The sequence below is a fragment of the Microbulbifer celer genome (genome assembly GCF_020991125.1).
GTDB classification, from domain to species: Bacteria; Pseudomonadota; Gammaproteobacteria; order Pseudomonadales; family Cellvibrionaceae; genus Microbulbifer; species Microbulbifer celer.
Window position 1 is genome coordinate 1,772,128 of sequence record NZ_CP087715.1, and the last position, 21,136, is coordinate 1,793,263.

Genomic DNA, 21,136 nt, shown 5'->3' on the forward strand with positions numbered 1-21,136 from the left:
AACTAACCCCGATGTCGCTCCAGCATGGCCAAAAGCAACTGCCCTTCCTGGGCAGAGAACCGCAACTCGTATTTTTTCGCCACTGCCATAAAACGCTTCAGATAAAAACGCTGCACGGGACTGTAGGGCGGCATCCACTGGTCTGGCCCGCGCTGCCCCTTGCTCTGATTGCGCCCGTCATCCACCAGCCACAGGTTTTCCGGGTCTTCGGCGAAGCGACGCTTTTGCTTCTGAGTCCAGCCAGCGCCACCGTGATCGTGGGCCCATTTGAGTGGAACGATATGCTCCACATCCAGGTCCGATGCCTTTTCATAGAAAGCGCCGGTATATGGGTCCATCCACAACCCGTCGGCAACGGTGCACTCGCGTGCATTGGTAAAAGTGACCGGCGCCAGTGAAAAGCGAATCAACAGCTCGTGACGAGTGTTCTGGCAATCGCGATCTTCGTCGGACCAGCGCGGTAACCATTCGTGCCGATCATAATCCGCAACATCATCTGCAGCGTCAGCAAACGACATGGCGCTCAACAGGGCCGCTACGACAGCTGCGATCAGCCTGCCAGTTCTCGGTCGAAACAAACTCAAGCGCTGAAAATGCAGAATAGACATCCTTCCCCCCTTATTCATTCAGCGGAGCACAAAAGTGCAACAGGTACGATCGTACCTCAGAGGGAGTGGCGCGAAAATCCTCTAATTGGAAAAATGGAACCAAATCCTCAACGCCGAAGTCGCCTGTCGCCATCAGACACAGGTTCGCAACGGTGTCGATTCAATTGCGGTGCGCGAAACTCGGCGTATAGAGCGCTTTGCGACTCAGGAAGGGCCGTTGTGGGAGTCGTCCATCAACGCCGGCCATGCGGCCTTGAGGTAAACGACCATGGTCCAGAGGGTCAGTGCGGCGGCGACATAAAGCAGGATGTACCCAATGGTCTCCATCACCGGGAATTCGCGTACATCGAATGCCAGCAACACGATGATGGCCGCCATCTGGGCGGTGGTCTTGATCTTGCCGATGTAGTTGACCGCCACGCTATTACGCAAACCCAATCCGGCCATCCATTCCCGCAACGCGGAGACTGCGATCTCGCGGCCGATGATGATGGCTGCTGCGATCGTGAAAAAAGCGTCATTGTGGAGATCCACCAGTAGCACCAATGCGGTGGCGACCATCAGCTTGTCTGCAACAGGATCAAGGAATGCGCCAAAGGGGGTAGATTGATTGAGCTTGCGCGCCACATAGCCATCGAGCCAGTCGGTAGCGGCAGCAGCAGAAAAAATCACCGCAGAGGCGATGTAGCTCCATTGGTAAGGAAGGTAAAAAACCAGCACGAATACCGGGATCAGCGCCACGCGCAAAAGGGTCAATTGGTTGGCGAGAGTCATGCAGATCCTTATACAGTCGCTGATCATACTTATTTGGCAGTGCGTAACTTACCAAGCCGGCATGAGAAAATAAACGTCAGTTCGCTTCAGGGCCCTAAAGTAGCTGGACCCTACTCCTGATGCAGGGTTGAGTATATGTCCTGAGCCAGTTTACGGCTGATCCCCTCAACACTGGCAAGATCATTCACCGAGGCACGGCGTATCTCCTGTAACCCCCCAAAGTGGTGAAGCAACGCCCGCCGGCGCGACGGACCGACACCAGGAATACCCTCGAGCGGAGACTCCCGGCGCTTTTTATCCCGCCGCTGGCGGTGGCCTGTAATGGCAAAACGGTGCGCCTCATCGCGGACCTGCTGAATCAGGTGTAGTGCGGGCGAGTCCGACTCCAATACCAGCTCGCGATTATCCGCCACCACATGCAGGATCTCGAATCCCGCCTTACGGGTGGTGCCTTTGGCGACACCGATAATCTGCACCCCGGTAACTCCCAGCTCATTGAGTGTATCCACCGCCTGGCTGACCTGGCCTTTACCGCCATCGATCAGCAGGATATTCGGAAAGCGCCCTTCCCCGCTGGAGAGGCGAGTATAGCGACGTTTCAGGGCCTGCCCCATCGCCGCGTAGTCGTCACCCGCCTGAACCCCCTCGATATTGAACCGCCGATAGTCGGACTTCACCGGCCCGCCGGTATCAAAAACCACGCAAGACGCCACGGTCGCCTCGCCACTGGAGTGGCTGATATCAAAACACTCCAGGCGCTCCGGAAGCGCCTCAAGGTGTAACACTTCCCGCAGATTCTCAAACCGGTCCTGCAGCTTTTGTTGAGAAGCGGTGCGGCTCTGCAGGTTCTGCGCCGCCGCCTGCTGCGCCATCTCCACCCAACTGGCGCGATTGCCCCGCAACCGGTGCACGATGGTAATGTCCTTCCCCGCGCTGGAAGTCAGCGCCTGCTGGATGGCCTCCTCGTCCTCCAGCAGTTCCGACACCAGGATTTCCCGCGGCAACTCCCGCTGGGTCCCCAGATAGAACTGGGGAATGAACGCAGACAACAAGTCCGCGTCACTCAACCCCAGTTTTTCGCTCGGGTAATAACTGCGGCTACCGAGAATACGCCCCTGGCGGATAAACAGGACATGCACACAACAGAGACCACCTTGCGTGGCAACACCGAGCACATCCACATTGGCACCGCCACTTTCTGCAATCTGATCAGACTGTAAGCGACGCAGCGCAACAATCTGATCCCGCAGGCGCGCCGCCTGCTCAAAAGCCAGGGCACGGGAGGCCTCGTCCATCTGTTCCGCCAGCTCCTTGATGATGCTGTCGCTCTTGCCAGCCAGAAACATCTGTGCGTGGCGAACGTCAGCCTGATAGTCGTCCGCGCTGATAAAATCCACACAAGGCGCGGTACAGCGCTCTATCTGGTATTGCAGGCAGGGCCGGGAGCGGTTGGCGAAGACGCTGTCTTCACAGGCCCGGATACGGAAAGTTTTCTGCAGAAAATTGAGACTGTCTCGCACAGAAGATGCGTTGGGGAAAGGCCCGAAGTAATCCCCTTTTTTACGTTTGGCACCGCGGTGCAGGGCAATGCGGGGGAATGTGTCTTTACTGGAAAGGAAGATGTAAGGGTAGCCCTTGTCATCTTTCAGCATCACATTATAGGTGGGACGCTGAGACTTGATCAGGCTCTGCTCGAGTACCAGGGCTTCGGTCTCACTGCGAGTTACGGTCACCTCGATGTCCGCAATCCGCTGCACCAGTGCCATGGTCTTGGCGGTGAGGCCACTGCCGCGAAAATAACTGCTGAGACGGTTGCGCAGGTTTTTCGCCTTTCCGACATACAGCACTTTGCCCGCCTCATCGAACATCTGGTAGACGCCCGGCTTGCGGGTTACCGTGGTGAGAAAGCGTTTGCTGTCGAACATGGAAGCCTGTTAATACTAAAAAGGGGCCTGCTGGCCCCTGCTCTCTACAACTACACTCAACCCCGGTTGCCGGCTCGGTTCAGACTAGAGTGCCTCTTCCGGATCCAGCACATTGTGCTTGACCGCCAGCAACGTCAGCTCCACATCAGAGTGAAGGCCGAGCTTTTCAAAAATACGATACCGATAGGTATTGACAGTTTTAGGGCTTACGGAGAGCGTTTCGGCAATTTCTGCCACCCGACTACCATTCACAATCATCACCGCGGTCTGCAGCTCACGATCGGAAAGGTCACTGAAAGGCGAGGCATTACCTTTGGCCTTGTTCCATACCAGGCGACCCGCTATGGAACTACTGATATAGGTTTCACCTGCCATGACCGCGCGAACGGCACGCACCATTTCTTCAAGGTCGGCGCCCTTGGTGACATACCCCTTGGCCCCGGCCTCAATCAGGCGAATGGGAAACAGCTCATCGTCCAGAGCACTGACCGCCACTACCCGAGCTTCCGGGAAGCGCGTGAGTACTTTTCGGGTCGCCTCAATACCACCCATACCCGGCATCCTCACGTCCATGAGAATAACATCAACTTCAGAGGCGCGTACGAACGCGACTGCCTCTTCTCCGCTGTTGGCTTCACCTACTACTTCAATATCACCGACATCGGCCAGCATACGGGATATCCCCATACGCACCAGGTCGTGATCGTCTACCACTAAGACTTTGATCAAATTAGCCCCAACCACGGATCTACAGTAGGCCGACGCAAGAATTTCCTACTCGACTTTCCTTGCGCGAACCAGATTTTTCTTTTTTGCCCAGGCTGCGTAAAACAAGCCAGGGGTCCATCCACAGAGCCCTTGGAAAACATACCAGACAAACCGAATTCTGCAAAGGTAACCCGTACCATTTCGCATGCGAGGGTTATTTCAACTATTTGATATCCGGTAATTTTTTATGTAGGCGCTAAGCCCGCTCACAGTCAAAAGCTCTACAGGGAAAGAGAGGACCACTGCAATGGTGTTAAGGACTCAGGGGTAAAAGCGCGGTTCCGGCTCCAGCGTGACTCCGAACTTGTGCTGTATATCTGCAGCAATTTCGCGCGCCAGCGAGACCACTTGGCCGCCTTCCCGATGGCCGGGATTAACCAGTACCAGTGCCTGCCGATCATGAACGCCTACGCCATCCCGCAAGCGGCCCTTCCAGCCCGCCTGATCGATCAACCAGCCAGCTGCCAGCTTCCAGTCATCACCCGTGGAAAATGCCACCAGTTCTGGATGTTGTGCTTTGAGTGCCACATATTGGGCATCGCTCACAATCGGGTTTTTGAAGAAGCTTCCGGCATTGGGGATGTCCACCGGGTTGGGGAGCTTGCTGTTGCGAATCGCAATGACTGCCTCTGCAACCTGCTCGGGCGTGAGAGGTGTAGCGCTGCTTTCAGCACTCGCCAGGTATTGTGCCAACGCGGGGTACCCGATTTTCGGCTGCCACTCTTGGGGCAACTTCAGTGTCACCTCACAGATGATATAGCGATCCCGGGCTGCGCGCTTGAACACGCTATCGCGATACCCAAACTCACACTCTGCCGCAGTGAAGCGCAACAGGTCACCGGTGGCAATATCCATCGCCTGCAGACTGTCAAAGGTATCTTTAAGCTCAACGCCATAGGCGCCGATATTCTGTATGGGTGCCGCACCGATATTGCCAGGAATCAACGCCAGGTTTTCGAGACCACCGAGCCCCGCTTCCACACTGCGCATCACCAGCTGATGCCAATTCTCTCCCGCCGCCGCACAAATCCGGGTAGCCCCACCCTCTTCGCACATCGTTAGCCCTTTAAGGCCAACGTGAATAGCGACACCGGGAAAGTCATCGGTCAGAACGATATTGCTGCCGCCGCCCAGAGGCAGGATGGGCAACTTTTTGTCACGGGCAAAAGTGAGGGCTTCGCGCAACGCGTCAATGGAGGTAACCGCGGCGAAGTAGCGCGCGCGGGCTGCAATGGTCAAGGTATTGAAGGGTTGCAGATCTGCGTCTTTCTGAATCATCTTCACCGGTTTGTTGTCTCAGCGAGCCCCGGCGGCAAAAAACCCGCGCAAAGAGCTGGTCGGGGCACTCGATATGGTGCGGGTGCTGGCTGTGGGGCTTCAGGAAAAGTACGCGCGCATGCGCTCCAGGTCCTGAGTGGTGTCTACGCCGCCAGGTACTTCGGCACACGCATCCGCCACATGTATTTCATGACCGTTATACAGAAAGCGCAACTGCTCCAATGACTCGAATCTCTCAAGAGGCGCCATGGGCCAGGACACGAACAGGCGCAACAGGCCCGCCCTGTAAGCATAGATGCCAATATGCCGGCGTGGGTTTAGCCCTTCGGGCAAGCTCGCGTGGCCCGCATCCTCAGCGAACGCATCGCGCGGCCACGGAATGGGAGCGCGGGAAAAGTAGCGGGCAAGCCCGGACTTATCGCCCACCACCTTGACGATATTCGGGTTGCGAAAATCTTCAAGACTCTCAATCGGCTCCGCCAGTGTGGCGACGCCGGCCGCCCGGTTGTGTGCGAGATTACGCGCTACCTGGTCGATCACTGCTGGCGGAATCAGTGGCTCATCCCCCTGTACATTGACCAGAATCCGGTCATCAGACAACTTCAGCTGTTTCGCAACTTCCTGAAGCCTGTCGGTACCGGAGGCATGGTCCGGCGCTGTCATGCACACCCGGCCACCAAACGCTTGCACCGCTTCCGCGACGCGGGTGTCATCGGTTGCTACCACCACGCGCTCAGCACCACTCTCACTCGCGCGCTCGTAAACCCGCTGCACCATGGTCTTGCCACCAATATCCGCCAGTGGCTTGCCTGGCAACCGGCTGGACCCGAAACGGGCGGGGATGATCACATCGAAGGAAACCGGAACACCCGGCTGCAAATCGCTCATACAGGCTCGAAACTCTCAAGATGCTGATGAATCTGCTGGTAGAAAAAGTCAGGCAAAGTAGCCTGCACTTCCAGCGCCCACCAATGGCTTTGCCAGAAATCGCGGCACTTGACGGCGTCTTTCATGGTCATGATGACGGGGGTGATACCGTCCAATTGCAGCTCTGTCTGGCTGAACTGGTGGTGATCCGGAAATGCCATTTCCATGACGTTGTAGCCCAAGTCCCGCAGTGACTGGAAAAACCGCTGGGGATTGCCAATGGCGGCAACGCCGTGGCACGGCCCCATCTCCGGGCCGGACTCCAATTTCAACGTCGAAGTCTGATCCAGGTTGAACTGGTGCCACCGGGATGGTTGCAGGGTCATCACGAAATCCGCCTGCTCTCCGCACTGGGAAGCCACCACTTCAGTCGGCTCGCCATTGAAGACAACGATGTCCACGGTGTTCAGGCGCTCTGCAGATTCGCGCAAAGGACCGCGGGGCAATAGATGTTCGTTGCCCAATCCACGGCCGCCGTCCACCACACAGATTTCCAGGCTGCGCCACAAGCCATAATGCTGCAGTCCATCATCCGCAAGAATCACATCGCATCCGTGGTCATCGATCAGCGCTTGCGCCGCTTCCGCCCGCTTTGGCGACACCATGACCGGCAACCCGGTCATGAGATGAAGCATCAAAGGCTCATCCCCGGACTCGAGCGGATGGGACTGCGCGGTAACATGGTAAGGATAGGTGGAGGCGCGCCCACCGTAGCCGCGACTGACAATACCGGGCTTTTTGCCCCGCTCACGCAGCCAGCGGCCAAGCTCCGCAACCAACGGCGTCTTGCCGGCACCTCCCACGGTAATGTTGCCCACCACAATCACCGGCACCGGCAGAGGTTTGGGCTTTTTGCGCAGCCGGCGCCAGCGGCTCGCCTGCTTGAAGGCCACTTCCAACGGTGCCAGCAGTGGCAACTGCATGGCATCGCTGTCCCCGCCCTCAGAGGCGGGATACCAGCGTTTGTTTAACCAGTCTTCCAGTGCCATTCCTATTCACTCCGCCCTATCGCCGGATTGTTGTTGCAACAACAGAGCGTAACGCCCGCCTTTTGCCAATAGCTCACTATGGCTGCCGCTTTCGACAATACGCCCCTGGTCCATGACCAGAATACGGTCCGCATTCTCAATGGTACTGAGGCGGTGGGCAATCACAAAAGTGGTACGGTTCTTCATGACCTCGGCCAGGGCCGATTGGATATGGCGCTCAGAGGTGTTATCCAGCGCTGAAGTCGCCTCATCCAGAATCAGCACCGGCGCATCTTTCAATAGTGCGCGGGCGATCGCAAGGCGCTGGCGCTGGCCACCGGAAAGCATCTGCGCATTGTCGCCGAGCTGGGTCTGTAACCCCTCAGGCAATTCATCAATGAATTCCCGCGCATGGGCCAGATCCACCGCTCGCAGCACTTCCTCTTCGCTTTTCGACTCCAGCTCCCCGTATGCAATATTGCGGTACACCGTGTCGTTGAACATCACAATATTCTGCGACACAAGACTGATCTGCTCGCGCAATTCCGTAATCGGCACACTGTTAATATCCGTGCCATCCAGCAGGATACGACCGGACGTGGCATCATAAAAACGGGAAATCAGGCTGACCAGCGTGCTCTTGCCAGAGCCAGACGCACCCACAAGCGCGACCGTCTGCCCCGCCTGCACCTCGATATTGATATCGCTCAGCACCGCCGGCGCACTCTCGTTGTAGCGGAAACCCAGATGCTCAAAAGTGACCGCCCCGGTTACCGGCTGGGGCAGATGGGCACTCCCGCCCTCCGGTTCTTTGGGGGAATCAAACACCTCAAAAATGCTCTCCGCCGCAGCGATGCCCTTCTGAATCTCCGCATATACCTCTGACAGACTGCGGATCGGCTTCGCCAAAGACGCAGCGGCACCGATAAACGAGGCAAACACACCCGGCGTCATCGACTCCACCATCCCCGGCGCAAGCGCCAGCCACACCAGTACCGCGGTGGCGAGACCGACCAGGGTCTGGATTACTGAAACACTGGCGTTGTCCGCCACCACCAGCTTCATGAATTGCTGGCGGTTGTTATTGCTGGCTGCGTCGAAACGGGCATTCTCATATTTTTGCCCACCGTACATGCGCACCACTTCATAGCCATTGATGGCTTCCTGGGTCACGTGGGTAACGTCACCCATGCTGTTCTGGATGCGATGGCTCAACTTGCGGAAACGCTTGCCGACGAGACTGACGATCACTGCAATAACCGGTACAAACATGAAGAACGTCAGGGTCAACTTCCAGTTCACCATCAACAGATAAACGAGCAGCGCGATAGCCGTAAACGAAGACCGGATCATGGTCTTCAACGCCTTGGTGATGGAGTTGGTTACCTGCTCGACGTTGTACGCGACTTTCGATATCAGGAAGGCACCGGTGTAGCGATCAAAATAGCTACTGGGGAGTTGGCCGATGTGCTGGAACAATTCCGCACGCAGTTGATGAATCACCGCCCGCGCCACATAGGCGAGACCGTAACTCCCTACGAAGTTTCCGATCGCCCGCAAAATGATGATGACCAACATCGCCGCAGGCACCAGCCAACGAGCCGTTGCCTGCGGCATCACCCCACCGGGGAAGTGGCGGGCAACGATTTCGGAAAGGAAGCCCCTGCCCTCCTGAATACCCGCGCCGACAGCATCCAGCAACAGCTCGGTCACCGCAATCAGGGTGACCTCCATAAAGGAAAACAGCATGAAGCCGAACACCGCCAACACAAACAGCGGCCACTGAGGGACGGCGTAGGAAAGCAGGCGACGGTAAGTGTGGGCACCGTGCTGAGGTTTCAGCACCGGATGTGCGGATTTATCCATAGAAGTCTGGCAGCGTGTTGTCCAGCCGGGCGGGCAGCATGCCCGCCGTTAGCCAGAAAGCCGGGTAGAAACCCCGGCCATTCAACACTTTATAGATTACTGTTCGTCAGGCTGCCGGGTCGTAATGCTGAGATTCACAAACCCCAGCTGCCCCGCAGCGTCCATCGCGCGAACTACCGCCTGATGCTCAGCAGTCGCATCGGCAGTAATGATCAGCGGGCGATTGTACTCCTCTGACGAAACTTCCGACAGCGCAGATTTGAGGGTATTGAGCTTTTTATTGATCAAGGCACGGCCATCAACGGCATAGGAGCCATCCGCGTTAATCAGCACTTCAATGCTCGCAGGCGGGTTTTCTGCCTTGGGACCGGCGGCCTCGGGCAGGTTCAGCTTCAGGTGACTTTCCTTGGTAAAGGTGGTGGACACCATGAAGAAGATCAGCAACAGGAACACCACATCAATCAGTGGTGTCAGATTGACTCCGTCCTGCTCTTTACTTTGACGACGAAATTGCATCGGGCACTCCTCCGTGGACGGCCTCAGGCCGCTTCCACACGGCGGTCGCTGTGGAGCGCATCAACCAGTTTCACCGCTTCCTGCTCCATGGTGACCACAATGGTGTCCACACGGCGCTGGAAATAGCGATGAGCCATCAAGGCAGGAATTGCCACGGTGAGGCCTGCAGCGGTAGTGATCAGTGCCTGAGAAATGCCACCCGCCAGAACGCCGGCGTTGCCGGTGCCCTCCAGCATGATTGCGGTAAATACCTGGATCATCCCCACTACAGTACCGAGCAGTCCGATCAGCGGTGCTACCGCGGCGATAGTCCCGAGCGCGCCCAGGAAGCGCTCCAATTCGTGGACAACCTGACTCGCAGCCTCTTCGATGCTGTCTTTCATCACTTCACGACCATGGCGGGAGTTGGACAGGCCGGCGGCGAAAATGCGCCCCAGATAACTGGAGTCGCGCAATTCTTTGATTTTTTCGGTGCTCACCTGATTATTTTTTAGCCACCCCCACACTTCCCCCAGCAATGCACGCGGCGCAATTTTACGCTCGTTCAGCGTCCAGAGACGCTCGATACAGATGGCGATAACCGCAACAGAACAGAGCAGGATAGGCAGCATCAACCAGCCGCCGGACTTTATTATTTCCAACACTTTTTAATTGCCCTACTTTCCTATTTACCTAAAACAACTGACCTAAACAGGCATACGCAAAAACCAAGACGGGAAACTCTACCACAGCTCCGCACGGCGTCTAAGCCTAGACACGGCATCTTTTTCAACGCTGTGATCAGACCACCATTTCGCCAGCGCACAAAAAACAGACAATTACATTCTCCAGTCTTCGCACAGAGCGGAATTTTTGTACCAGAATCGATTGCGACACCGTGCGAGCCGAATCACTGCATTCTCAGCCTCGCCCGACCACTCAAAGCGCACCGCCCCCATCTCTGCCGTGTTGAAAATCTGACTACCCGCAGCAGCAAAACGTTCCACAACATCCGGGTGTGGGTGGCCAAAGTGATGCCGAAAGCCGGCACTGAACACCACCCTGCCCGGCCGCGCCCACTGCACAAGCGCAAGCGATGAAGAACTGCGAGAGCCGTGGTGCGGTGCCACCAGCAAATCTACCGCTGCAAAATCCGGATACTGCGAAGCCAGCCGTCGCTCCACAGATGCGGGGATGTCTCCGGTCAGCAGGATACGATGCCCGCGCCATTGCAGCAGCGCCACACAACTGTGCGCATTCTCTTCACCGGTGAGCGCGGTGCTTTCCGGCCACAGCCAATCGAGCTTGAAAGCCCCGGCTTGTTTTCCGAGCACCACACTGGTCCCGGCAATACAGGGCTCTGTCGGTATTGCCGCTTCCGAAAATCGTGCCTTCAATTGACCCGGCGCGAACCCACGATCAACCGGCATTACCGCCAACAGCCCCGCCAGGCCCCCGGCATGATCCCGATCTCCATGGCTCAGAATGAGTGCATCCACGCGCCGCACGCCCTCGCCCCGCAGATAGGGCGCGACGATGCTGTCTCCCGCGCTCCAGCCGGAGGGACTGTCGATTCCGGTATCAAACACCAGGCTGGTACCACCGCTGCGAACCGCAATCGCCAACCCCTGTCCCACATCCAGAACCGTAACACTGAGCGATTCGCCGTTGCCATCGGGTACTGACACAGGCAGCCCGGGTTCACCGCGCGCAGTCCAACCGAATACAAGTAAAACTGGCAATACGTAACCCAAATACCGCCCGGGGAACCCTCTGGGGAGGATCAGCAATAAAACCGCAAGCAACGCCAATCCGGCCAGCAGCGGGTCGACGATTGTCAGTGGCTGCCAGCCCGGCGCCAACTGTTCACCAGCGGCGAGAAAATCCAGCAGGCAGGATAGCTGCCAGTCCACATAATTCAGCAGCACCGGTAGAACGCTGCCATTCAATATTCCGGGAAATAAATAGCCTAGCGAGAGTACGACGCCGGCAAGCAGCAATACCGGCAATACCAGAAAACCCACCCACGGGATCGCCATCAAATTGAGCAGCAACCCGGAAAAACTGACACCGGAAAAGATCAATGCCGAGGGCACAAGCAGGCACACGAATATCAACCACTGGCTACGCGTCAGGTTGTACAGCCAGTCCCGTATTCTGAATTTGAAGCGCTTCTCATCCACATTTTCTGTGGCGGGAATGCGCAAGCGGCCGCTATAGCCCAGCAACAAACCGGCCACCGCACCAAACGACAACCAGAACCCCGCGTTCAACGGCGCCAGTGGTTGCCAAGTAACGACCGCAGCGAGCGCCAGCGCAAAACCACTGCCAGCACCGATCCGTCGGCGCCAGAGCCAGGCCAGCAGTAGTACCGCCGTCATGATCAGCGCGCGCTGCGCAGACAGCGGCGCACCCGCCACCAGTGTATAACTCCCCGCACACAGTAGTGCTGTGATCGCCGGCAGCAGTCCCGGTGACAGGGGGCGGTACAAACCGATAAGCCAGGAGATCAGCCTCCCCAGCAGCAGGCCAATGGCCGCCACCATCCCCACATGCAACCCGGATATCGCCAACAGATGGGCGGTGCCGGTGTTCCGGAGCAACTCGCGAGTCTCCGGTTCCAGATCGCTCCTGTCGCCCAGTAACAGCGCAGCCATAACCGGTGCTTGAGTAATTACCTGCCCTTCGCCCTCTCTGGATTGACCAGAAAGCCCGTCCCGCAGCACCTCGCGAAAGTATCCAAACCCCCGCCCCTCAGCGACCAGCTCAGGGACCCCGTCACGACTGCGCACATAGCCGGTGGCAGCAATGCCCCGTTGCAGCAACCAGGCTTCATAATCAAAAGTGTGCGGATTGATACTGCCACGCGGGGTCTTCAGCCGCAGGGTCATGCGCCAATGACTGCCATTGCGCAACTGGTGGCGCTGGGCTTCAGGCACGCCATACCAACGAACGGACAGGGTGCGATCGAGTAAAAACGCGGGCGCGGGCGCATTCACCCGCGCAGTGAAACGGATATCGTATGCCGGCCCGGACTCCCCCTCCGCCCGCCCGAAACGAAATGTCGCCGGGCTTACTTCAGGTAGCGACACCACCTCGACGGTGAGCGGAAAATCTGACCCGTGCTGCACCTCCGGCAGACGGGCGTCCATCAGCCCCTGGGCGTGCCAGATCCCCCAGCCCAGTCCCAACCCGGCAACACCTGGCAACAACAACCATCTGCCCCATGAACTGGCCCATCGACCACATATGCAACAGGTCGACGAAACCACCAACAACAGCCAATAGGTCGCACCTTGGGGAAGATGCGGCAACAACGAAACGGCGCCCACGCCCGCAGGCCAGCCCCACAGGCACACAGACACCACCCATTGGGTGGTAAACGCATTTACCGTCGAAGTATTGAGTGATTCGAGTACACGGTGCACAGGATCGCGACCGGCACCTGTCAGAACGGACAACAAGACTTCCCTGCCTCTGCTGTTGAATGGGTCTGATATTGGTAGTGCAACCCTTCAAAGGTCTACGCCGGAAGATTGCCACAGCCCAACGCCTGGCGCTAACTGGTACAAAGGTACCGCCTGCCGATCGGATAACGGCCTTCACCGCGCCGCCGCTTTGACTGCCAGCGGGCTGTGGTAGGATCGAAGGGTCTCAATAAAAAATGGAGCACTTCGCCAATGGATCGCACTAAAATCGCTCTGATTTTCACCGCAGCGCTGCTTGTTGCCGCCTGCGGTAAGGAATCAGCCTCGCCCGACGCGCAATCGCCAGCAAACAGCCCGGCAGAAAAAGCGGCGGCCGCTGATACCCGGCTGCCCGATGGCATCACCCTGGTAGAGACCTTCGACGGCGACGGCGCAGAAATCGCCATCCCCTACAGCAAATACAAGCTCGCCAACGGCCTGACCGTAGTGCTGCATGAAGATCACTCCGATCCGCTGGCGCACGTGGATGTGACCTACCACGTAGGCTCCAACCGCGAAGATCCGGGCCGCTCCGGCTTTGCCCACTTCTTCGAACACATGATGTTCCAGGGCTCCGTCAACGTCGGTGACGAGCAGCATTTCAAAATCATTCAGGAAGCCGGCGGCACCCTGAACGGCACCACCAATACCGACCGCACCAACTATTACGAAACCGTCCCGGCCAACCAGCTGGAAACCGTGCTGTGGCTGGAATCCGACCGTATGGGTGTATTCCTGGACGCGGTGACCGAAGAGAAATTCGAGGTGCAGCGGGAGACGGTGAAGAACGAACGCGGCCAGCGTGTGGACAACCGCCCCTACGGCCGCGCCCTGGAAACCATGTACGCTTCCACCTATCCAGACGGCCACCCGTACTCCTGGCCGGTGATTGGCTGGATGGAAGACCTGAACCGCGCCGACCTCAACGACCTCAAGCGTTTCTTCCTGCGCTGGTATGGCCCCAACAATGCGGTGCTCACCATCGGTGGCGATATCGACAAACAGCAAACCCTGGAATGGGTCGCCAAATACTTTGGCCCGATTCCCGCCGGCCCCGAAGTCAAAGACCTGCCGAAGCAACCGGCCACCCTTGAGAAAGACCGCTACGTAACCCTCGAGGACAATATCCACCTGCCGGCGCTGGCGATGATGTTGCCCACCGTGTACGCCAATCACGAAGACGAGCCAGCACTGGATGCGGCGGCAGCCATTCTCGGCCAGGGCCAGGACTCCATGCTCTACAAGCGCCTGGTACAGACCGGCCGCGCGGTCCAGGCCAGCGTGACCCACTCCTGTAAGGAGCTGGCCTGCGAGATGTGGTTTATCGTGATCCAGAACCCGGCTTCCGGCGAATCCCTCGCGGAAATGGAGCAGGCCGTGCGCGACACACTGACCGATTTCGTCGAGCGCGGCGTTTCCGAAGACGACCTGGTGAAATTCAAAGCGGGCTATGAATCCGGCCGCGTATTCGGCCTGCAGTCCGTATCCGGCAAGGTCTCCACCCTGGCCGCCTTCGAAACCTTCACCGGCAGCCCAAAAGGCATCGACGACGAGATCAACGCATACCTGTCGGTTGAAACCGAGGACGTTACCCGTGTATTCGATGAATATGTCGCCGGCAAGCCATCGGTCCTGCTGAGCATCGTGCCCAACGGCAAAACCGAACTGGCCGCAGCGGAACAGAACTATGAGTGGGACCGCACCATTCCCGAAAGCTACGCCGATGAAGACGAAGCACTGGCACTGCGTCCGGTAAAAGACGACTTCGACCGCAGCGTGCAGCCCACACCCGGTATCAACCCGCAAGTGGAACTGCCGGCGATCAAAGACGGCAAACTGGAAAATGGCGTACGCCTGCTGTCGGTCCAGAACGACGAAACCCCCACCGTTACCGTGCGCGCCGTCTTCGGCGTTGGCCAGCGCGACGAGCCCCGAGGCAAAGCCGGCCTCACCGCAATGATGACGTCACTGATGACCGAAGCCACTACAGAACGCAGTGCGGCGGAATTCACCGAGGCCCTGAAGCGCCTGGGTGCCTCTGTCAGCGTGAATGCGGGCGCGCACGACACCACTGTCACCCTGAATGTACTGGCCAAACATCTGGATGCGGCGATGCCGCTGATGATGGAGCGCATGCTCAAACCGGCGTTTACTGAGGAAGATTTCGCCCGTATCAAGCAGCAGACCATCGAGGGCCTGCAACAGTCCCGCAAAACCCCACAGGGACTGGCAACTCGCGCCCTCGGTGCAGTAATGCGCGGCCCACAACACCCGCTCAGCTACCCCATGGGCGGCCTGCCGGATACCGTGGCCAATATCACCCTCGACGACGTCAAGGGCTACTACAAGGCACACTTCCCCAACCATCTGCTGGGTGTCACCGCCAGCACCAGCCTGCCCCATGACACCATCGTCAAATCACTCGACGGCCTGGCGAAGCTGGAAGTCACCAAACCAGTCCGTCCCGCAATCGCGCTGCAACAGCCCAAGATCGAAGGCCAGACCATTTACCTGGTCAACAAGGAAGGGGCCGCGCAATCGAGCCTGCGCACCGGTCAGCACGCGCTGCCCTACGATGCACTGGGCAACTACTATCTGTCTTACCTGGGCAACTTCCCCCTGGGTGGCAATTTCTCCAGCCGTATCAACCTCAACCTGCGTGAAGACAAGGGCTACACCTACGGTGCACGCACCTACCTGAATGGCGGCCCCGAAAGCGGTCTGTATACCTTCAGTTCGGAAGTGAAGAAGGAGGCAACGGCAGATGCATTGAATGAGGTGCTGACCGAACTGGCCACCTACGACAAGGAAGGGATGACCGAAGCTGAGTTTGATTACCTGCGCTCCGCCATCGGCCAACAGGAAGCGCGCAACTACGAAACCCCCGGTGCCAAGCTCGGCCTGCTGAGCCGTATCCTGGACTACGATCTGCCGCTGGATTACCGCTCGCAACAGAACGCGATCCTGAAGGAGACCGACCGGGAGACACTGAACAAGGTGTTTACCGGTATTCTGGAACCTGAGAATCAGGCCATCGTCGTGGTGGGTGACGCGGCCAGCATCCGTAAGGATCTGGAAGCGCTGGAGCTGCCGATCGTGGAGCTGGATGAAGACGGCAACGTGATTGAAGCCGAATCCGCACCAGCGGCAACAGAATCGGCCAGCGCCCACTGAAGCCAACCTCGCCATTCCCGTGCAGGCGGGAGTGACGTGTTGAATTTGCAGGGTGGATAAGCGCCGCGCTTATCCACCCTACTATTAACAGTTAATAGTTAAGGGCCACCCCGTTTAGCGAGCAGCCGCCCGCGCCGCATGCAGCTTTTTATAGCTCTCAATCAAACGTAGGTGCTTGTCCAGCCCTTCCAGTTGCATATTGGTGGGGGTGAGACCGTGGAAACGCACGGAGCCGTCGACGGAATCGACTACCGCCTGCATCACATCCTCACCGTACATCCGCCCCAGATTGAAGATAAAGTCTTCCAGCTCCAGTTCATCGTCGAGCGCAATTTCCAGTACCGCCTGTACCGCGCGATAAAAGAGCCCGCGCTCTACCGTGTTGTCGTTGTACTGCAGAAACGCTTCCACCAGCTCCAGCGCCTCTTCATGACGCTGTAGCGCAAGGTAGATCAACAGTTTCAGCTCCAATACTGTCAATTGACCCCACACTGTATTCTCATCGAACTCGACCCCGATCAGGGTGATGATGGTTTCGTAGTTGTCGATCTGGCTTTCTTCAAGGCGCTCCACCAGGTCTTCCAACTCATCATCATCCAGGCGGTGCAGATTCAGGATATCTTCCCGGTAATCCAAGGCCTTATTGGTGTTATCCCAGATCAGATCCTCCACCGGATACACCTCTGAGTAGCCCGGCACCAGGATCCGACACGCTGGCGCGCCCAGCTCCTCAAATGTCGCTACGTACACTTCCCTGCCCATTTCTTCAAGAATCTTGAACAGGCGGGCCGCTTCCGTGTTGTTGGTGTTCGCGGGATTGCCTGAGCTGACATCCGGGGTAAAGTCCCATTCCACAAATTCGTAATCGGATTTGGCACTGAAGAAGCGCCAGGAAACCACGCCGGTGGAATCGATAAAGTGTTCGACAAAATTCTGTGGCTCGGTGACTTCCAGACTGTTGAACGTGGGCGGCGGCACATCGTTCAGCCCCTCGAAGCTGCGGCCCTGCATCAGCTCGGTCAGGCTGCGCTCCAGCGCCACATGGAAGCTCGGATGGGCACCGAACGAGGCAAATACACCACCGGTGCGGGGGTTCATCAAGGTGACACACATCACCGGGAACTGACCGCCGAGGGACGCATCCTTCACCAGAATCGGAAAGCCCTGCGCTTCCAGCGCGTCAATGCCTTCGATGATATCCGGGTACTGTTCCAGCACTTCACGGGGCACATCAGGTAGTGCGATTTCCTGTTCCAGAATTTCCTTCTTCACCGCGCGTTCGAAGATTTCCGACAGGCACTGCACCTCGGCTTCCGCCAACGTGTTACCCGCACTCATACCGTTACTCAGGAACAGGTTTTCAATCAGGTTTGATGGGAAATACACCACCTCGCCATCGGACTGGCGCACAAAGGGCAGCGAGCAGATACCGCGATCTGCGCGGCCGGAATTGGTATCGATCAGGTTGGAACCGGCCAGCTCGCCATCCGGGTTGTAGATGGCCAGGGTGTGGTCATCCAGTATCCCTTCCGGCAACCCGTCATCTTCCTCAAGCGGAAACCACTTCTCGTTCGGGTAATGTACAAACGTGGCGTTGGCAATTTCCTCGCCAAAGAACTGGTCGTTGTAGAAGAAATTACAACTCAGACGCTCGATAAACTCGCCCAGTGCGGAACACAGCGCGCTCTCTTTCGTCGCGCCTTTACCATTGGTAAAGCACTGGGGGGAAGCCGCATCGCGGATATGCAACGACCACACGTGCGGCACGATATTGCGCCAGGAGGATATCTCGATCTTCATTCCCAGATCCGCGAGGATCTTCGTCATATTGGCAATGGTCTGCTCCAACGGCAGATCTTTGCCCTCGATCATCGTCTGGTGTTCCGCATCCGGTTCCACCATCAGCAATGCCTGGGCATCCTCCGCCAGGTTCTCCACCGTCTCGATCTGGAAGTCCGGTCCTGTCTGCACCACTTTCTTTACGGTGCAGCGGTCGATGGAGCGCAGGATGCCTTGCCGGTCCTTTTCCGAAATATCCTCCGGCAGCTCTACCTGGATTTTGAAAATCTGGTTATAGCGGTTCTCCGGATCGACAATATTGTTCTGCGATAAACGAATGTTGTGGGTCGAAATATCCCGTGCCAGGCAATAGACACGAACAAAATACGCCGCACAGAGGGCGGAAGAGGCCAGGAAGTAGTCAAACGGGCTCGGCGCCGAACCATCGCCCTTATAGCGGATGGGCTGATCGGTAATGACCGTGAAGTCGTCAAATTTGGCTTCAAGGCGCAGGTTATCGAGGAAGTTGACGTTGATTTCCATGGAGACTACCGGGTTTGGAGGTTTTCGCCGCTCGGGTTTACAAGACGCTGTCGGCACAAGGGCTGAGTGCGCGGCATTATCCAGATTCTGCCGCGCTGCGTCTCGCCCGTTTCAAATAAATGCGAGAGATCAGAGGCAGATTCGTTGCATTCCTGTGACCTGCGACAAAGCAAGCGGCGCCCATAACGATAAACTCCCCGATCTTTCACGCCCACCAACAAGCCCACCATGAGGTATTTATGCAGTTTAAATGGGTTCCCCTGGCCATTGCGGCGACAGTTTTCAGCGCGCAATCACAAGCAAACAGCAACTCAGAGCTCGGTCTCGGCGTTGCCTACGATCTGGGCGCTGGTGTGACTGCGCAGTATCACGGCACCTCGGTTTTTGTGAACAGCGATGCCCTGGCAGTAGACATGCGAATTCAGAACTTCCACAACGATCGCGGCACGCTGAACGGCTATGTTGATCTGGGTGGTTTTTTTGAGGGAGCAGATAACCACCACCACGATGACAGGGCCGGTGTCCGCCTGCCCGTTGGCCTGAACTTCGGCCTCGCCCCAAACCTGCAAGTCTATATTCAGGCGGTGCCGCATTTTGCGTTCAGTGACAACGACCGTGACGAAGGTTTTGGCGTAGATGGGGCGCTTGGGCTTCGCATTCGATTCTAGTGGTCCATGGGGCCTTAAAATCAGGCGCCTAAATCACCACTAAAATGTAAAGCAGCCTTGACCACTCCCCGTATCAGCCATAGCATGTAAAGCACACTTTACAACCAGAAATCAGGGAAACCGAAAGGCAGGCACTGTATGGCCAAGGAAGGCGAAAATGTGATGGGGCTAAACCTGCCCTATCTCATCCGAATCGTAAGCGGGCTTATTCTACTGGGAGCAGGCGTTCTAGCGTCATTCACACCGTTGTACCTGGAAACACCAAACAGTCGCGGGCTGGTTATCAGCGGTTTGCTGCTGGCAGCGCTTGGTGTGGTGCTTCTGGTGTATTTCTTTTACCGCCGCAGTGACGAGTTTCACCAGAGTTTATACCGTCAGGCCTGCGCCATTGCACTACCCCTCCTTTTTTCCCTATTCACAATCATCGGCATACTACAGGTCAACCAGCTGCTACCGCTTTTTAACGGATTCTGGATGATGCTGATCACACTTGTGGCGTGGTCGCTGAGCCTGTCCTTCCGCGATCACGGTTACCGTTCCTAGGAAACATCAATATCGACAGGAAGTCGCATCATGCAAGAAAGAGTATTGGTAACCGGCGCCAGCGGCTATCTGGCATCGTGGATTGTGTATTCCCTGCTCAACCGGGGAATGGAAGTGCATGGCACCGTGCGTAATCTGCATGACCAGGAAAAAATCGACCACCTGCTAAAGCTCGGAACAGAATATCCGGGCAAGTTAAAACTATTCGAAGCCGACCTGCTGAAGCCGCGGAGCTTTGATCGGGCCATCGTCGGGTGCGACCTGGTTATCCATAGTGCATCCCCCTATTTATTTGAACAACCAAAGTCCCCGGAAGAGCAGTTACTACGCCCGGCCATGGAAGGCACACGGAATGTAATCAGCAGTGTAGAACGGACCCCGTCAGTACAGCGAGTGGTACTGACAAGCAGTATCGTCGCGCTGTATAACAGTGCGCGCGAAATCCACGCAGCGAAGGCCCGCGCAGTCAACACTGAAAACATCAACCACAGCGCCACGCCTGAAAACAACCCTTATGCTTATGCCAAAACCCGCGCCGAAGCGCTGGCCTGGGAATTACAGCAACAGCAGCAACGCTGGAGCCTGGTTACCATTCACCCCGGCGCCATCTTTGGCCCCTCGCTGTCCCGGCGAATGGACAGTACCAGCGTCACGATGATGCGACAGTTTCTTAACGGCTCCTTCCGTCGCGGCGTACCCAGACTGTGGCTCGGGCTGGTCGATGTACGGGATGCGGCCGAGGCCCATGTGACGGCCGCGTTACGGGGAGAAAGTGGGAGCCGCTATATTGCGGTGGCAGAAAGCCTCCGCTTACTGGATATTGCCCGGCTGATTGACACTGAGCGCTTCAATCTTGAGCAGAAATTACCAACCGGTGAAGCGCCAAAATGGTTGCTGTGGCTTATCGCCCCACTTATTGGCATGCGCCGGCGCTATATTGCCGATAACGTAAACTACCCTCTGGCATTTGATAACCAGTCCAGTCGCAACCAACTCAACCTTACCTACAATGCCCCAGCCAAAACGCTGAATGACCATGTAGCGCAGCTGTTATCCGACAAGCTCGTCCGCGAGTGAATATAGCGGCCCAAGAGACGTACGATGAAAAACCGCTTGAGAGAATATCGAAAAAATCAACAACTGACGCAGCAGCAACTGGCCGACATTCTGGACGTCAGTCGCCAAACGGTAATATCGATCGAGTCCGGAAAATACGACCCCAGCCTGCCATTGGCCTTTAAAATAGCGAAGTGTTTTGGGGCAGCGATAGAGGATATTTTTACACCATAAAGCTGCCGCTGCCTCCGGCAATACCTCACACGGTGTTTCTGTCTACCTGATCTATCTGTGCCA

Annotated in this window: 17 protein-coding genes; 5 read left to right on the top strand and 12 right to left on the bottom strand. The window is 57.2% G+C overall.

The features are described from left to right. Positions 1–2 precede the first annotated feature (2 nt). The 11 genes from LPW13_RS07430 to LPW13_RS07480 all read right to left on the bottom strand — a co-directional run bounded on the left by LPW13_RS07430 (position 3) and on the right by LPW13_RS07480 (position 13,070). A complete protein-coding gene (locus LPW13_RS07430) occupies positions 3–608 on the bottom strand; it encodes a GmrSD restriction endonuclease domain-containing protein (protein WP_230438804.1) in 606 nt (201 codons plus the stop codon). A 204-nt stretch (positions 609–812) separates the two neighbouring features. Next, positions 813–1,382, bottom strand: a complete 570-nt coding sequence (pgsA, locus tag LPW13_RS07435; RefSeq protein WP_230438805.1) for a CDP-diacylglycerol--glycerol-3-phosphate 3-phosphatidyltransferase — start codon at positions 1,380–1,382, stop codon at positions 813–815. Between the two features lie 110 nt (positions 1,383–1,492). Further along, a complete protein-coding gene (gene uvrC, locus LPW13_RS07440) occupies positions 1,493–3,307 on the bottom strand; it encodes an excinuclease ABC subunit UvrC (protein ID WP_230438806.1) in 1,815 nt (604 codons plus the stop codon). Positions 3,308–3,391: 84 nt separating this feature from the next. Then, positions 3,392–4,036 (bottom strand): response regulator, encoded by a 645-nt coding sequence (locus LPW13_RS07445; protein ID WP_230438807.1) that lies wholly within the window; start codon positions 4,034–4,036, stop codon positions 3,392–3,394. 300 nt (positions 4,037–4,336) lie between these two features. Beyond that, a complete protein-coding gene (gene murB / locus LPW13_RS07450; protein WP_230438808.1) occupies positions 4,337–5,353 on the bottom strand; it encodes a UDP-N-acetylmuramate dehydrogenase in 1,017 nt (338 codons plus the stop codon). Between the two features lie 99 nt (positions 5,354–5,452). Further along, entirely contained in the window at positions 5,453–6,241 is a 789-nt protein-coding gene (gene kdsB, locus LPW13_RS07455) for a 3-deoxy-manno-octulosonate cytidylyltransferase (RefSeq protein WP_230438809.1), read from the bottom strand. Further along, a complete protein-coding gene (gene lpxK, locus LPW13_RS07460) occupies positions 6,238–7,269 on the bottom strand; it encodes a tetraacyldisaccharide 4'-kinase (protein ID WP_230438810.1) in 1,032 nt (343 codons plus the stop codon). The genes kdsB and lpxK overlap by 4 nt, the downstream gene beginning before the upstream one ends. A 6-nt stretch (positions 7,270–7,275) precedes the next feature. Then, the gene (msbA, locus tag LPW13_RS07465; protein WP_230438811.1) at positions 7,276–9,114 is read right to left on the bottom strand and encodes a lipid A export permease/ATP-binding protein MsbA; all 1,839 of its coding nucleotides are present in this window, start codon (positions 9,112–9,114) and stop codon (positions 7,276–7,278) included. A gap of 96 nt (positions 9,115–9,210) precedes the next feature. Then, a complete protein-coding gene (locus LPW13_RS07470; protein ID WP_230438812.1) occupies positions 9,211–9,630 on the bottom strand; it encodes an ExbD/TolR family protein in 420 nt (139 codons plus the stop codon). A gap of 23 nt (positions 9,631–9,653) precedes the next feature. Then, a complete protein-coding gene (locus tag LPW13_RS07475) occupies positions 9,654–10,274 on the bottom strand; it encodes a MotA/TolQ/ExbB proton channel family protein (RefSeq protein WP_230438813.1) in 621 nt (206 codons plus the stop codon). A gap of 174 nt (positions 10,275–10,448) precedes the next feature. Continuing rightward, positions 10,449–13,070 carry a DNA internalization-related competence protein ComEC/Rec2 gene (locus LPW13_RS07480; protein ID WP_230438814.1) on the bottom strand — a complete coding sequence of 874 codons (2,622 nt, stop codon included), beginning with the start codon at positions 13,068–13,070 and terminating at the stop codon, positions 10,449–10,451. A gap of 219 nt (positions 13,071–13,289) precedes the next feature. Here LPW13_RS07480 and LPW13_RS07485 point away from each other — a divergent pair, with 219 nt between their 5' ends. Next, positions 13,290–16,250 carry a M16 family metallopeptidase gene (locus tag LPW13_RS07485; RefSeq protein WP_230438815.1) on the top strand — a complete coding sequence of 987 codons (2,961 nt, stop codon included), beginning with the start codon at positions 13,290–13,292 and terminating at the stop codon, positions 16,248–16,250. A 114-nt stretch (positions 16,251–16,364) separates the two neighbouring features. Here the strand turns inward: LPW13_RS07485 and LPW13_RS07490 are convergent, their stop codons facing one another. Beyond that, positions 16,365–18,572, bottom strand: coding sequence for an OsmC domain/YcaO domain-containing protein (locus LPW13_RS07490; RefSeq protein ID WP_230438816.1), 2,208 nt, complete (start codon positions 18,570–18,572; stop codon positions 16,365–16,367). A 239-nt stretch (positions 18,573–18,811) separates the two neighbouring features. Between LPW13_RS07490 and LPW13_RS07495 the strand changes: the two genes are divergently transcribed. From LPW13_RS07495 to LPW13_RS07510, 4 genes are all read left to right on the top strand, one after another. Next, positions 18,812–19,240: a hypothetical protein gene (locus LPW13_RS07495; protein ID WP_230438817.1), complete on the top strand. Its 429-nt coding sequence runs from the start codon at positions 18,812–18,814 to the stop codon at positions 19,238–19,240. A gap of 138 nt (positions 19,241–19,378) precedes the next feature. Then, positions 19,379–19,783 carry a hypothetical protein gene (locus LPW13_RS07500; protein ID WP_230438818.1) on the top strand — a complete coding sequence of 135 codons (405 nt, stop codon included), beginning with the start codon at positions 19,379–19,381 and terminating at the stop codon, positions 19,781–19,783. Between the two features lie 30 nt (positions 19,784–19,813). Continuing rightward, positions 19,814–20,860, top strand: coding sequence for an NAD-dependent epimerase/dehydratase family protein (locus LPW13_RS07505; RefSeq protein ID WP_230438819.1), 1,047 nt, complete (start codon positions 19,814–19,816; stop codon positions 20,858–20,860). A 24-nt stretch (positions 20,861–20,884) separates the two neighbouring features. Next, complete coding sequence (locus LPW13_RS07510; protein ID WP_230438820.1) at positions 20,885–21,073, top strand: helix-turn-helix transcriptional regulator; 189 nt, start codon at positions 20,885–20,887, stop codon at positions 21,071–21,073. Positions 21,074–21,136 lie beyond the last annotated feature (63 nt).